Genomic DNA, 13479 nt, shown 5'->3' on the forward strand with positions numbered 1-13479 from the left:
ACATGTCCCCTCCTCCATGACGCGGACCGGTCTGTCCGGCCGCGCACGCCGTTCGCATCTGCGCACAGTGTGCGCGTCGATGAGAACACCGTACGCCTCTGCGCACGCTGTGCGCAACAGCGAACAGCGTGCGCACTTTTGGGCTATCGTTGATGACGTGAAGTGACACCCTTGCCGTCCTGAGACGAGGAACGCCCGTGAATATCGACAGCGATGACACCGACGACGCCGGCCCGGTTTCCCCCGCCCTGCCCCTGACCTCGGTCTGGACCCGGCCGCAGCGCCGCCAGAAGGAGCAGCTGAGCCGGGAGCGCATCATCGCCGAGACGATCGCGCTGCTGGACGAGGAGGGCATCGAGGCACTGAGCATGCGCGCCCTGGGCCAGCGGCTCGGCGCCGGCGCGACCTCGCTGTACCGGCATGTGGCGAGTAAGGACGAGCTGATCGAGCTGGTGGTCGACGAGGTCTACGGCGAACTGGAGGTGCCCGAGCTCACCGACCCGGCCGGCTGGCGCCTGGCGATGCACGTCACCGCGCACAGCCTGCGCCAGGCCGGGCTGCGGCACATGTGGGTGATGCAGGTGCTGGGCCAGGTGGGGCTCAACTACCTGGGCCCGAACGTCGTCTCGGTCACCCAGCGGGGCCTGGCCATCCTGACCACGGCCGGCTTCGACACCGAGGAGGCGGTCCGGGCGATGAGTTCGGTGTCGTCGTTCGTCGTCGGCATCACGTCCGCCGAGGCCGGGTGGCTGACGGCCCTGCGCCGGCAGGGGATGACCGAGCAGGAGTGGTACCAGAACATGGGTCCGCGGATGGCGGCGGACGCCGCCGATGCCGGGCTGGCGGAGATCTACCTCCAAGAGCTCGAGAAGGACCCGACCGAAGCGCGCCTGGCGAACTTCGTGTACGGGCTCGATCTCATGCTGGACAGCCTCCAGGTCCGGCTGGCCGCCAAGCTCGCCTCCGCCGATGAGAAGGCACAGGCCACCACCGCGTCTCAGTAGGGTTCCGGTATGTCAGAGGAACCATTGCAGTTGCCCCACAACCGCAACAACGCAGTGACCCGTGGCGTGTGGCGCGGCGAGGACGGTCTGATCCACAAGGTCCTGACCCATCGCCGCACCGACGCGCCGCCGCAGTGGGTCTCATCCGCCGACCCCCGGTTCTGGAACTACTGGCGCCGCGAAGCGGACGTCTACATGACCGGCCTGCCCGAACGGCTGGGCCTGGGCGCGCCGAAGCTCGCCGAGGCCCGCGAGCTGCCGGACGGCGACCTCGAGCTGCTGCTCGAGGACGTGGCCGGAACGCACGGCGAGGACCTGACGATGGAAGACATCGCGGCAGTCGCCCGGGCTCTGGGCGAAGCCCAGGGAGCGGAGCGACTGCCGTCGGAGCCGTGGTTCAGCCGGGGATTCCTGGCGGACTACAGCACCACCCGGCCCGCCGATTTCGCGCTGCTCGAAGACGACGAAGCGTGGTCGCTCCCGTTGATCGCCAAGCACTTCCCGCCGGAGCAGCGCGAAGCCCTGGTCCGGTTGCACCGGAACCGTGATCGGCTGCTCGCCCTGATGGCGCGCCTGCCGCGCACGGTCTGCCACCTGGACGTGTGGCCGAACAACGTGATCCGGCGTCCGGACGGCTCGGTGGTCTTGCTGGACTGGGCCTTCCTCGGCGACGGCGCGGTCGGCGAGGACGCCGGGAACCTGGTCCCGGACAGCTTCTTCGACTGGCCGCTGCGCCCGGGCTTCGCCGAGCACCTGCCGGAACTGGTGACCGGGGCCTACCTCGAAGGGCTGCGAGCGGCCGGGTGGAAGGGCGATCCGCGGCTGCCCGTGCTCGGCATCCGCGCTTCGGCGGTGAAGTACGACTGGATGATGCCGTGGTGTCTGCGGGCGGCCCGGGACGATCTCCATCGGGCTTATGGCACCGGGGAGGCCGTCGACCCCGATGCCCGCTATGAGGCCCGCGCCGCCGGTCTGGCGATCTGTGCGCGCTGGGCTGATGAGGCCGTTGAACTGGCCGACTCGCTGGGACTGTAAGCCTTTCAGGGCTTCAGGCTTTAGTCGGGCGCTAGCTCTTCGGGTCCGGCGCGATGATGCCGAACTCCTCGGCCAGTACCGTCCGCACCTCGGCGTCGTCGGCGAGTTCGCGCTTCACAGCGGTGCCGTCCGCCTCGGCGACGGTGAAGGTGCGGGCGTCCAGCTTCAGTTGCCGGTCCGGGAACGTCCGGCAGACGTAGACCCGGGAACTGAATGGCGAGCGCGGGCTGCTGGCGATGTAGTAGTTGATGACCTCGAAGTCCGGGGCGTAGAACGGCTCGACCGTGAACGAGTACTGGTCCTTCCACTCACCGTCCAGGAACGCCCGCAGGATCCGCTGCTCCAGTGGGCCCTCGCCATGGGTGATGCCCAACTGATGCCGGCGTGGCTGGTCGTCGATCTCGCGCTGGAACAGCCCTATCGGGTCGAGCAGTGCGCCCTCGCTGCCGAATCCGACGTCGGTGACGTAGCGGTTCGAGTCCTCGGGTGCCTCGACGAGCAGCAGCATGTGGGTGCGCGGCCGCAGGTCGCCGGGCTTGGCGCCGACCAGCACCCGGCCGGCCAGCAGTGTGATCTTGAAGCCGAGGGCGCGCAGGGCGGCGGCGTAGAGCGTGTTGTGCTCGTAGCAGTACCCGCCGCGGGTGGTGTCCAGGACCAGCTTGGCCATCAGATCGTCCAGGGCCAGGGACGGGACGACGCCGCGGGCCGGGTCCAGGTTCTCGAACGGGATCGCGTAGATGTGCGCGCGCTGGAGGGCGGCGAGCGTGTCGGCGTTCGGAGTGCGGTCGCCGGTGTAGCCGATGCGGGCGAGATAGGCGTCGAGGTCCACGACCCCACGCTACCCGCGCCGCCGCGGTTGGGCGGCGACGGCGCGGATCACGGCCACAGGTCGCGTTGCTACAGGCCCCGTTGCTACAGGCCCCGTTGTTACATACCGCGTTGCACGCGCATCAGGTACTCCTTGCGATCCAAAGGGTTCGCGTCCCAGCGGGCCCGCTCCGGCACCTCGCCCCCGCTGACCGGCGCGAAGTGGTCGAAGGCTGATTCCAATACGCCTTCACCACTGGTGAGCCCGGGGATCCGCTGACCGAGTGCGTGCACCCGCGCGGCCGGTACCAGTCCTTCCAATACAGCGGTCTCACCGGTCACCGTCGTCGACCCCGGCACCGCGCGGAACGTCGCCAGGACCGGGAGCACCGTTCTCAGCAAGGCGCTCGGTGCCTCCAGACGGAACCGGTGCATCGGTTCGCAGACCTCGGTTCCGGCCTTCGCGAGGGCTTCCATCAGGACCAGCGGCGTCAGCATGCGGAAGTCGCCGGCCGTGCTCGACATGGCTTTGGAGAAGGTGCCGTGACTGTGGCTCTGGCGCGGCCAGTAGCCGCTTCGGGTCAGCGTCACCGCCGCGTCCGGGATCTGCCAGCCGTGCAGTCCCGAGCCGAGCGTCGTGTGCACCGTCTCCTCGATCGCGGTGAGGAACGCCGGGATCAGCGAGCCGAGCTCGATCTCCAGCCCGAACGACACGCCCGAACCGATCGGCGCCGGGCCGATCCGCAGCCCGACCGTGGCCAGGAACGGGTTGTCGCCGAGCTTGATCACGTCCAGGCCCTCGCCGACGCCGAGTACCCGCTCGACGCAGATCGGCGTGGTCTCGTGGAAGTCCACCGCGACGCCGTACTCCTCGGCGAGCGTGGTCTGGATGACCTCCTTCTGGACCTCGCCGTAGAGCGACAGCGAGGTCTCGGACCGGGCCTTGTCGTAGCGCAGGCCGATCAGCGGATCCTGCTCGGCGAGCTGCGTCAGCGCGGCGAACATCGGGCCGCGCTCATTCTTGTCGCGAGCCGCGACCACGGTTTCCAGGGTCGGCGGTGCGAAGTAGGCCTCGGCCGTCTTCTCCGATCCGCTGCCGCCGCGCGCACCGAGCCGATCGCCGATCCGCACCTTGTCCAGACCCCGGACGACACCGATCTGCCCGGCGCTGACGACGTCGGTCGGCACCGGTGCGCCGTCCTCGGCGGACAACACCGAGATCCCGGTGACCCGGCCGCTGGGCAGTCGGTCGCGCGTCTTGAGCGCTCCGGTGAACATGCGCACATACGCGATCCGCTCGCCGGTTGCTCCCCGCTCGACCTTGAACACCCGGCCCGAGGCCTTTCCGGTGCCGCCTTCGGTGGAGCGCGGCAACAGGTATCCGAGCCCTGCCATCAGCTCCGGGATCCCGGAGCCGGTGATCGCGGAACCGAAGTAGACCGGAAACACGGTGCCCCGCCGACTGTCCTCGGCCAGCTTCCGCCACAGCTTCAGCCGCCGCAGCTCCGGCACGTCGGAGACGAACCGCGCCGCGCGCGTCCCGGCGTCGGCGACGCCGCCGAGCGGGAACGCGGCCGGCGCCAGCCTCGCCTCGATCTCGGCGAGCACCCGCGCCGGATCGGCCCCGGCCCGGTCCACCTTGTTGACGAACAACACCGTGGGCAGCCCGAGCCGCCGGATCGCCCGCATCAGGACCCTGGTCTGGGCCTGGACGCCCTCGACCGCGGACACCACCAGCACCACGCCGTCCAGCACCCCGAGGGTGCGTTCCACCTCGGCGATGAAGTCCGGGTGCCCTGGCGTGTCGACCAGGTTCACGCCCGTCCCGCCCAGCGGGAACGCCGTGACGGCGGCCTTGATGGTGATGCCCCGGCGGCGCTCCAGCTCCAGGCTGTCGGTCCGGGTGGTACCCCGGTCCACGCTGCCGATCTCGTCGATGACCCCGGCGGCGTGCAGCAGCCGCTCGGTCAGGGAGGTCTTACCGGCGTCGACGTGCGCCAGGATCCCCAAATTCAGATACCGCACCGGTGATTGCGTCCTTCGCGTCGGCAGACATGACCTGGGTGGGCACGAAAGCCGAGCGACGCATGCGCGGTTCCTCTTCTGTCGGGGATGCGGACGGCCCCAGTGCAACATCGCGGGGCCGCGTCCGCAACCGGTTTAAAGGTCACACGACGTTGCGATAGTGCGTGGTCACCCGATGCCGGTCGTCGACGACGTGGAACGCCAGCGCCGGCGGCTGGTCCAGGTGCACCGGCCGATCGCCTTCCCAGGGCAGCGGGATAGTGGACACCACCCCCGGCGCGACCAGCAGCGGCAGCCCGGCGAAGCGGGTGGCGGCCGCGGTGTGCGCGTGCCCGGCCAGGAAGGCGACGACGTTCGGCCGGTCGCCGACCACGCCGGCCAGCCGGTCCTCGCCGAACTGCCGGATCCGGTCGACGAACGGCGCGTTCAGCTCGACCGGCGGGTGGTGGAAGCCGATCAGGACCGGGACGTCGTCCGGGGTCGCGTCCAACTCCGCGGCCAGCCAGCGCAGCGTCGTGTCGGCCAGGTAGCCGTCGTCCTGGCGCGGGATCGAGGAGTCGCAGAGGGCGAGGACGAACCGCTCGGTCCGGTGCACCTGGTTGACCGGCTCGGTCGAGGGCGGGACGCCGAGCAGCGTGCGCCGGAACGCCTCCCGGTCGTCGTGGTTCCCGGGGCAGACCAGCAGCGGGTGCCGGGTCGCCGCGGCCTCGCGGGCACTGGCGTATTCGGCGTCCAGACCGTGATCGGCGATGTCCCCGGTGAGCACGACCAGGTCCAGGTCGGCGGGCAGGGCGTCGAGGTGGTCGAAGACCCGGCGGGTGCGCTCGGCGGCGCGGGGTTCGGAGTCGATGTGGATATCGCTGACGTGTGCGATGACGACTGGCATGGGTCGAGCGTAGACAGCCGGCGCTCTGGGCGGCGTTCGCCAGAGCGCCGACTGCTGTCAGCGGACCACCGTCGGCCGGCTGCTGTCAGCCGACGGTGGTCCGGGTGTGCCGCACGCACCACCAGGCGACGGCCAGGGCGATCACGAACAGCCCGAGGTTCATGCCGTTCTCGATGAGGTGGAAGGTGCCCATCCGGCCGGCCGGTTGGAACTTGACCAGATTGCCGACGATGCCGTGCTGGTGCAGGCAGGCGTTCATGTCGTCCGCGGACCCGCACCAGGTGTCCATCACCTGCATCGGTGAGTGTGTACCGCCGTGGGCGTCCACGAAGGGGACGCTTCCCGAGTTGATGCCCATGTCGTTCGATAACGTGAACACCGGCGGGCCCGAGCGGTCCCGTTTGGCGAGCTGGTATGGCTTCATCACCGTCACCGCGGTCATGAACCGCGGCCGCAGCTGCACCATCCCCACCATGCGCACGATCCACAGCCCGCCGACCACCGCGATCGCCGCGAGCACGCGCCGGGTCGCGGCGCCGGCCGCGATGCCCACCGCGAGCCAGGCCAGTCCCAACGTGAGCGGCAGCCAGCCGCCGGCCTGGAACTGCGTGCCCTCGAAAAGGCTCTCTGAGGTGTAGGCGTGGTACTGGTATGCCAGGTGTTCCGACTCGGCGGCCAGGACCGTGCCCATCGCCGCGATCAGCATGACCATCACGGTGGTCTTGCCGGCCAGCCACTTGCCCCGGCTCACGTCCTGCGACCAGGCCAGCGGCAGCGTGCGCTGTTCGAACTCGCGGGCCAGCAACGGGACGCCCCAGAACACCGCGACCAGCACCGGCAGGAAGACAAGCGAGTTCATCAGGTAGGTGGCGTGCGAGGGGACGGCCTCGGTGTTCTTGCGCTGACACTGCTCCGCTGTCTCGGTCAGGCACTTCGCGGCCATCGACCCGAGATCGGACGCGGTGATCGCCATCAGGACGAAGAAGATCACGGTGATCGCGGCACTGATCACGATCGGCCAGCGGTGCTGGCGCCAGGTCAGCCAGATCAGGCCCTTCACAGCTCCTCCCCGAGACTGCGATTCGGCTTCAGATAGGCGAGTACCAGATCCTCCAAGGTCACCGGCAGCGCCTGCCACGGTTCCGCCACCGGGGTGTCCGCGCCGAGCAGAGTGCGGATCACGAACGTCGACTGCCGCTCGGTGTACTGCGTCTGCACCACCTCGCCATCGATCGGCGGGGTGTCGGCGCGCGGGCCGGTCAGCCGCGTGTGCTGGGCCAGCAGTTCCTCGACATCCCCGTCGAGCCTGCTGTGCCCCTGGCTGAGCAGCAGCAGGTGGTCGCCGACATCGGCCAGCTCGGCCACCACGTGGGTGGACAGCACCACGGTCATGTCGCTCTCGGCCACCTCGGCGAGCAGTTCGCCGATGACGTCGCGGCGGGCGACCGGGTCCAAGTCGGCCAGCGGCTCGTCGAGCAGCAGGACCGAGGGCCGGGCGCCGAGCGCCACGGCCATCGCGACCTGTGTCTGCTGGCCGCCGGAGAGCTTGCCGCAGGGCCGGTCCAGCGGGATGTCGAAACGGCTCAGCCAGGTCAGGGCCCGTTGTTGGTCCCAGGTCCGGTTCAGGTGCCGGCCGAAGGCCAGCATCTCGGCCACCCTGAACGAGCGGTAGAGCGGCTTCTCCTGGGACAGCAGGACCACGCGGCCGTTGACGTGGATCTCGCCCTGGCTGGCCGGCAGGATCCCGGCGGCGATCGACATCAGCGTCGACTTGCCCGCGCCGTTCGCGCCGACCAGCGCGATGACCTTGTTGGCGGGCAGGGAGACGCTGAAGTCCTTCAGCGCCCACAGTTTTCGATATTGCTTCCCGAGACTTCGGGTCTCTATGGCGACCTCGGTCATGGCCGCGCTCCGCTTTCGGAGCTCTGCGGGCCGGCTGCGCCCGCGGACTGGGCCGCCCGCGCCGCGCGCTGCTCAGCCGTCAGCTCCCCCGGCGGCTCCGCGAGCACCGAGTTCATCAGGGCCCGTAGGTCGTCGTCCTCCAGGCCGGCGGTCCGGGCGTCGCCGACCCAGGTGGTCAGGCGGCCGCGCAGTTCGCCCATCACCGCCGGGCCGACGGTGCCGCCGAGCGTGCCGGAGACGTAGGTGCCGGCGCCCTGCCGGGCCTCGACCAGACCGGAGAGCTCCAGCTCCCGGTAGGCCTTGAGCACGGTCGCGGCGTTGACGGCGCAGGAGGTCACGACCTCCCGGACCGTGGGCAGCTTGTCGCCGGGATGCAGCAGTCCGAGCCGTAGGGCTTCGCGGACCTGCTGCACCAGTTGTGCGTAGGCCGGGACGCTGCCGGCCCGGTCGACATGAAAATAGATCATGGAAAGGCTCCCGTCGCGGTAGCGGACGGGAGTAATTGTTGCGGTTAACTAGAACACTAGTCAACCATCACGATGGCCGGGGCGTCTGATCAGGCCAGCGTCGCGACGTCGATGACGAACCGGTAGCGCACGTCCGAGGCCAGCACCCGCTCGTAGGCCTCGTTGATCTGCTCCGCCGCGATCACCTCGACCTCGGCGCCGATCCCGTGCTCGCCGCAGAAGTCGAGCATCTGCTGGGTCTCGGCGATCCCGCCGATCAGCGAGCCGGTCAGGATCCGCTGACGGTTCAGCAGCCGCAGGTGCATGCCGCTCTCCTCCGGGGCGGCACCGACGTTGACCATCACGCCGCCGACGGTGAGCATCGAGAGGTAGGAGTCCATCGGCAGCGGCGCGCTGACCGTGCTCAGGATCAGGTCGAAGGCGCCCGCCAGCTCCTGGAACGTCGCCGGGTCGCCGGTCGCGCGGTAGTCGACGGCGCCGAGCGCGAGGCCGGCTTCCTTCTTCGACAGGGTCTGGGACAGGACGGTCACCTCGGCGCCGAGCGCGTGGGCGATCTTCACGGCGATGTGGCCGAGCCCGCCGAGGCCGACCACCGCGACCTTCTTGCCCGGACCCACGCCCCAGCGGCGCAGCGGGGCGTAGGTGGTGATTCCGGCGCACAGCAGCGGCGCGGCGGTGTCCAGCGGGAGTGCGTCCGGGACGTGCAGCACGAAGCGGTCGGTCACCACGATCTGCGTGGCGTAGCCGCCCTGGGTGACGGTGCCGTCGACGTCGGTGTCGCCGTAGGTCCAGATCGCCTTGACCGAGCAGTACTGCTCCTGGCCGCGCAGGCAGGCGTCGCACTTCCCGCACGAGCCGACCAGACAGCCGACGCCGACCCGGTCGCCGGCCGCGAACCGCGTCACCTCGGCGCCGACCGCCGCCACCACGCCGGTGATCTCGTGGCCCGGCGCGAGCGGGTAGGGGCACGGGCCCCAGTCGCCGCGGACCTCGTGGATGTCCGAGTGGCAGATGCCGGTGTACTTGATGTCGATCAGCACGTCGCGCGGCCCGACCTCGCGGCGCTCGATGATGATCGGCTGGAGCGGGGCGGTCGCGGAGACGGCGGCGAAGGCGTTGACTGGGGGCACGCGATCATCAAACAGCCAGATCGGCGGCGTGCGCCATTCGTGCCGTGTGTGACCGGTCGGCTACGGCCGCGTGGCTGGTGGGAGGCGGTTTCGGTGACCGGGCGGCGACAAGCCCCTGATGCGGTCGGCCAGCCGCTAGCATCGCGGTGTCGGGAGTCGGAGGTGCGGTTGTGCGTGGGGTCGTGATCGGGGCCGTGATCGCCGTCGCGGCGGCTGTTCTGGCGGCCGCCGGGTGTTCCAGCGGGGGCGGATCGACGCTGGATGCGGCAGCGGGAGACGGCTCGCCCGCGACGACTTCCGCGAAGACTTCCGCGTCTCCTTCTACGTCTCCTTCCCTGTCTCCTTCTTCGGGTTCGCATCCGGATTCCGCGACGTCGGATCCTGCCAAGCCTTCCGCCGCCGCACCCGCCGGTTCGGTCACCCCGCCCCCGCTCGGCGTGAAGTGGGACTACCAGATCGGCGGCGCCTATCCCCCGCCGGCCGGTGTCCGCATCGTCTCCCGCGACAGCTCGGCTTCGCCGGCGTCCGGGCTCTACAACATCTGCTACCTCAACGCGTTCCAGGCCCAGCCCGACGCCACCGACTGGTGGCAGAGCAACCATCCGGACCTGTTGCTGAAGACCTCCTCCGGCGCGCCGGTGATCGACCAGAACTGGAACGAGCAGCTGCTCGACGTCTCCACCGACGCCAAGCGCACGGCGATCGCGCAGATCGTCGGCGGCTGGATGGCCGGCTGCGCGGCGAAGGGGTACCAGGGCGTCGAGCCGGACAACCTGGACTCCTACTCCCGCTCCCAAGGCCTGCTCACCGCCGACGACGATGCCGCGCTGGCCACCCAGCTGGCGCGGCTGGCCCATGCCAAGGGCCTGGCGATCGCGCAGAAGAACACCGCGGAGTTCCTGCCGCGCGCGCACCAGATCGGCTTCGACTTCGCGGTCACCGAGCAGTGCGGGAAGTACGGCGAATGCGGCGGCTACGCGAGCACGTTCGCCGACCACGTCGTGGACGTCGAGTACGACGACGCCGGATTCGCCAAGGCCTGCCAGGGCTACGCCGGGAAGATCGCGATCGTGCTCCGCGATCTGGACGTGAGCCCGGCCGGCAGCTCGTCCTACGCGTACAAGACCTGCTGATCCGCCGCCTTCCCGGCGCCGCGGCTCACCACTGGCCGGGCTGGTAGCCCCCGGCCGGGACCCGGGTGATGACGTTCATCCGGTTGTAGGCGTTGATGAGGGCGATCGTCGACACCAGCCCGGCCAGCTGCTCCTCGTCGTAGTGCTTGGCGGCGTTCGCCCACACCTCGTCGGCGACCCCGCCCGCCGCGTCGGCGATACGGGTGCCCTCCTCGGCCAGCTCCAGCGCCGCGCGCTCGGCGTCGGTGAACGCCGTGGCGTCGCGCCAGGCTGCGACCAGGTTCAGCCGCTCGGGCTGCTCGCCGGCGTGGACGGCGTCCTTGTAGTGCATGTCGGTGCACATGCCGCAGCCGTTGATCTGGCTGACCCGCAGCAGGACCAGCTGGACCGTGGCGGAGGGCACGCCCGAACCCTCGGCCGCCCGGCCCGCGGAGTTGATGTGCTTGCTGAACTTCTGGCCGGTGGCGGTGCCGTAGTAGTTGAACCGGGCTTCCATGACTGTGCTCCTTTGGTCTTGTGCGCTGTGCGCTTTCGCTACGTAGACCATCGGAACGGGGGCGATGTGACAGCGGGCTGGACGGTCCGGGTGTGACCTGCGTCACCTACCGTTCGCGGTCAGAGCTCGGCGCCGACGCGGTAGGCCTCCAGTCGCTGGACCAGCGCTTCGGGGTGGGCGAGGGGGAGCAGGTGGCCGCCCTCCATCTCGTCCGGCGCGAAGCCCAGCCGTTCCTGGACGGTCCGGCGCTGGAAGTCCAGGGGGAAGAAGCGGTCGTCCCGGCCCACCAGGTAGCGGATCGGCACGCCGCTCGGCAGGGCCGGCATCGGCGGCGGGCCGAACGGCCGGTCGCTCTGGCCGACTTCGCCGCGCTCCCAGGCCTCGTCCACGATCTTCTCGGGGACGTCGTGGAAGAAGACCACCTTCAGATCGGCGTCGGCCGGCAGTCCGAGGCGCGCGTCGCTCTCCTGCCTGGCCTGCGAATAGCCGGTGGCCTCCCACCATTGGCCGGGCGTCTCGCCTTCCTTCGGGGCCATCGCCGAGAGGAAGACCAGGAGCTTCACCGGGACCCGGTGGGTGAGGGTGGCTCCGGTGAAACTGCCCATGGACTGCGCGACCACGATGAGATCGTCGGCGTTCGCGCGGTCGCCGAGCGCCGCGACGACCGCGTCCGTGTACTGCGGGATCCCCGCCTCGGGGTCGGAGGCCGGCAGGTCCGGGGTGACGACGTCGTGGCCCGCGGCGCGCAGCAGCGGGACCACGCGGTGCCAGAGCCAGGAGTCCGAGGATGCTCCGTGGATCAAGATGTAGGTTGCCATGGGCTCAACGCTAGCCGCGGACTCCGACAAATCCGGCGGTGTGGATCGGTTCATTGTTTGGCGGTCTCGGCGGTCTCGGCGGTCTCAGCGGTCTCGGCCGTCCCGGCCGGCTCGACGCGATCGGCCACGCCAGCCAATAGCGGATCCTCACCCTTCGCGTACCCGAAGCCGTCCGGTCGCATCGTCGCCGGGTCCAGGCCGCGGGCGGCGCCGATCCCCATCGGCGGCATGTCCCCGTACAGGCACTGATACGCCCCCGCGCGAACGGACAGCATCTCGTGCCAGATCCCGATCGCTCCGTTGGAACGCATATAGCGGCTCATGAAGCGGTCCTGTGCCGGGCGGTGCGTGCGGTCCTCGTCATGCGAGAACGCGCGGATGTCTCCGGCGCGCCGCCAGTACTGCACGACTGTCACCTGGCCGAACCACGGACCCCACAGGATGCGGTAGCCGAGGAGTCCGCTGTCGGGGTCCTTACTCAGTTCCTTGAGCATGCGCGGCATGGCGCGGAAGACCGGGACCCAGTGGTGGACCGCCCACCCCTTGTTGATCCGGGCGCCGATCAGCAGGACCGCGATCGGCTCGCTGTTGTCGGCCATGAACCGGCCGCGCATCCGCTTGCGCTGGCTCGGCGCGCCGGGCACGGTCCGGCTCCAGTGCAAGGGCATCGGGTTCTGCATCGGCATCGTGGGACCCCCATCATGACGTGCGCCGGGTGGTGCGGTGGTGAAGGATAGTTGAACTATCCTTGGCGGTCAGGGTAGAACGCGGCGCGACGACTGTCGAGACCGGAATGGAGGGACCGTGCATCTGGCGGAGCTGAGCCGACGCAGCGGCGTGTCGGTCCCGAGCATCAAGTTCTACTTGCGCGAGGGCCTGGTCCCCCCGGGCACGCCGGTCTCCGCACGCAGGGCCGAGTACGGCGAGGAGCACGTGCGGCGTCTCCGTCTCGTCCGGGCGATGCTGACGATCGGGAAGATGTCGGTGGCCCAGGCGCGCGACGTCCTGGCCGTCGCCGACGACCCGGCGTTCACCCGCCACGAGCGCCTGGGCACCGCGCAGTACATGTTGCCCCCGCACGCGGAAGCACCAGCGCAGGATTCTGAGGAACGCGCTGTGTGGGATGAAATCCGCAGCCTGATCCTCGACGAGCTACGAAGGCTCGGCTGGCACTTCCAGGACACGGCCCCCGCGCTCGACATGCTCACGCAGTCCGTGGCGACCCTCGTAGGCCTCGGCTACGACGCCCCGGTAGAGGACTTCCGCCGGTACGCGGCGGCGATCCGCCCCATGGCGGAAGCGGAATACGCGACGATCGCTCAGTTCGAACTGATCGAAGAGGCGCTGGAGGCAACGGTCGCCTACACGGTCCTGGTCGAGCCGATACTTCTGGCCCTACGCCGCCTGGCACATGAGGACGTCTCATCGCGCCTGCGCTATGGATACGGCGACGAACCGGCGCTCTAGGGGTGTTCGGGGTTCGGATTTTTGGGCTGGGGTTTGCGGGGCGGGTTGCGGTCGGCGTGTGGGTTTCAAGGCTTTTTACGGCCTTCGGTAGAAGTTGTGCCGGTTCGGGGTTCGGGGCGGTGGGTGTGTTTGTCGGCTGCCGGTTTTCGTGTTCACGACCCCGCCGCATCTCAGGCCTCTTCATCTCCAGCAGGTCTGAACCAGGGGCTAGATCAAGATCAAGAACCCAAGCAAGATCAACAGCAAGAGCACAAGCAAGATCAAGGTCAAGAACTGTGATGAAGAGCCCGGCGCCTCCGGCGGGGGCTC

14 protein-coding genes are annotated in these 13479 nt (G+C 69.6%); 4 read left to right on the forward strand and 10 right to left on the reverse strand.

All coding sequences use genetic code 11. The features are described 5' to 3' along the window. Positions 1-197 precede the first annotated feature (197 nt). Both IZR01_RS06200 and IZR01_RS06205 read left to right on the forward strand, forming a co-directional pair. Entirely contained in the window at positions 198-1004 is an 807-nt protein-coding gene (locus IZR01_RS06200; RefSeq protein ID WP_194923228.1) for a TetR/AcrR family transcriptional regulator, read from the forward strand. A gap of 9 nt (positions 1005-1013) precedes the next feature. After that, positions 1014-2039: an aminoglycoside phosphotransferase/kinase family protein gene (locus IZR01_RS06205; RefSeq protein WP_194923229.1), complete on the forward strand. Its 1026-nt coding sequence runs from the start codon at positions 1014-1016 to the stop codon at positions 2037-2039. A 31-nt stretch (positions 2040-2070) separates the two neighbouring features. On the opposite strand, the gene IZR01_RS06210 is transcribed toward IZR01_RS06205, so the two are convergent. The 7 genes from IZR01_RS06210 to IZR01_RS06240 all read right to left on the reverse strand — a co-directional run bounded on the left by IZR01_RS06210 (position 2071) and on the right by IZR01_RS06240 (position 9256). Beyond that, complete coding sequence (locus tag IZR01_RS06210; protein ID WP_194923230.1) at positions 2071-2868, reverse strand: arylamine N-acetyltransferase family protein; 798 nt, start codon at positions 2866-2868, stop codon at positions 2071-2073. A gap of 98 nt (positions 2869-2966) precedes the next feature. Continuing rightward, positions 2967-4871 carry a GTP-binding protein gene (locus IZR01_RS06215; RefSeq protein ID WP_194923231.1) on the reverse strand — a complete coding sequence of 635 codons (1905 nt, stop codon included), beginning with the start codon at positions 4869-4871 and terminating at the stop codon, positions 2967-2969. A 142-nt stretch (positions 4872-5013) separates the two neighbouring features. Beyond that, entirely contained in the window at positions 5014-5757 is a 744-nt protein-coding gene (locus IZR01_RS06220) for a metallophosphoesterase (protein ID WP_194894774.1), read from the reverse strand. A gap of 85 nt (positions 5758-5842) precedes the next feature. Next, the gene (locus tag IZR01_RS06225; RefSeq protein ID WP_194923232.1) at positions 5843-6817 is read right to left on the reverse strand and encodes an ABC transporter permease; all 975 of its coding nucleotides are present in this window, start codon (positions 6815-6817) and stop codon (positions 5843-5845) included. Then, positions 6814-7659 carry an ABC transporter ATP-binding protein gene (locus tag IZR01_RS06230; RefSeq protein WP_194923233.1) on the reverse strand — a complete coding sequence of 282 codons (846 nt, stop codon included), beginning with the start codon at positions 7657-7659 and terminating at the stop codon, positions 6814-6816. Before IZR01_RS06230 ends, IZR01_RS06225 begins: the two co-directional genes overlap by 4 nt. Further along, positions 7656-8126, reverse strand: a complete 471-nt coding sequence (locus IZR01_RS06235) for a GntR family transcriptional regulator (protein ID WP_228558964.1) — start codon at positions 8124-8126, stop codon at positions 7656-7658. The genes IZR01_RS06230 and IZR01_RS06235 overlap by 4 nt, the downstream gene beginning before the upstream one ends. A gap of 89 nt (positions 8127-8215) precedes the next feature. Further along, entirely contained in the window at positions 8216-9256 is a 1041-nt protein-coding gene (locus tag IZR01_RS06240) for an NAD(P)-dependent alcohol dehydrogenase (protein WP_194923234.1), read from the reverse strand. A gap of 170 nt (positions 9257-9426) precedes the next feature. Here IZR01_RS06240 and IZR01_RS06245 point away from each other — a divergent pair, with 170 nt between their 5' ends. Continuing rightward, positions 9427-10389, forward strand: a complete 963-nt coding sequence (locus IZR01_RS06245) for an endo alpha-1,4 polygalactosaminidase (protein WP_323746927.1) — start codon at positions 9427-9429, stop codon at positions 10387-10389. Between the two features lie 25 nt (positions 10390-10414). On the opposite strand, the gene IZR01_RS06250 is transcribed toward IZR01_RS06245, so the two are convergent. The 3 genes from IZR01_RS06250 to IZR01_RS06260 all read right to left on the reverse strand — a co-directional run bounded on the left by IZR01_RS06250 (position 10415) and on the right by IZR01_RS06260 (position 12389). Then, positions 10415-10885 carry a carboxymuconolactone decarboxylase family protein gene (locus IZR01_RS06250; protein WP_194923235.1) on the reverse strand — a complete coding sequence of 157 codons (471 nt, stop codon included), beginning with the start codon at positions 10883-10885 and terminating at the stop codon, positions 10415-10417. A 119-nt stretch (positions 10886-11004) separates the two neighbouring features. Then, a complete protein-coding gene (locus IZR01_RS06255) occupies positions 11005-11703 on the reverse strand; it encodes an alpha/beta fold hydrolase (protein ID WP_194923236.1) in 699 nt (232 codons plus the stop codon). Between the two features lie 50 nt (positions 11704-11753). Beyond that, positions 11754-12389, reverse strand: coding sequence for a DUF4188 domain-containing protein (locus tag IZR01_RS06260; RefSeq protein ID WP_228558965.1), 636 nt, complete (start codon positions 12387-12389; stop codon positions 11754-11756). Between the two features lie 118 nt (positions 12390-12507). On the opposite strand from IZR01_RS06260, the gene IZR01_RS06265 reads away from it, so the two are divergent. Then, positions 12508-13170: a MerR family transcriptional regulator gene (locus IZR01_RS06265; RefSeq protein WP_194894781.1), complete on the forward strand. Its 663-nt coding sequence runs from the start codon at positions 12508-12510 to the stop codon at positions 13168-13170. Positions 13171-13479: the final 309 nt, after the last annotated feature.

The sequence above is a fragment of the Catenulispora pinisilvae genome, from assembly GCF_015356865.1.
Lineage (GTDB): Bacteria > Actinomycetota > Actinomycetes > Streptomycetales > Catenulisporaceae > Catenulispora > Catenulispora pinisilvae.

Excerpts from the sequence above, each read along its gene's own strand:
- IZR01_RS06250 (WP_194923235.1), bottom strand. The coding sequence starts at position 10,885 with ATGGAAGCCCGGTTCAACTACTACGGCACCGCCACCGGCCAGAAGTTC.
- IZR01_RS06235 (WP_228558964.1), bottom strand. The coding sequence starts at position 8,126 with ATGATCTATTTTCATGTCGACCGGGCCGGCAGCGTCCCGGCCTACGCA.
- IZR01_RS06205 (WP_194923229.1), top strand. The coding sequence starts at position 1,014 with ATGTCAGAGGAACCATTGCAGTTGCCCCACAACCGCAACAACGCAGTG.
- IZR01_RS06230 (WP_194923233.1), bottom strand. The coding sequence starts at position 7,659 with ATGACCGAGGTCGCCATAGAGACCCGAAGTCTCGGGAAGCAATATCGA.
- IZR01_RS06255 (WP_194923236.1), bottom strand. The coding sequence starts at position 11,703 with ATGGCAACCTACATCTTGATCCACGGAGCATCCTCGGACTCCTGGCTC.
- IZR01_RS06260 (WP_228558965.1), bottom strand. The coding sequence starts at position 12,389 with ATGCCGATGCAGAACCCGATGCCCTTGCACTGGAGCCGGACCGTGCCC.
- IZR01_RS06220 (WP_194894774.1), bottom strand. The coding sequence starts at position 5,757 with ATGCCAGTCGTCATCGCACACGTCAGCGATATCCACATCGACTCCGAA.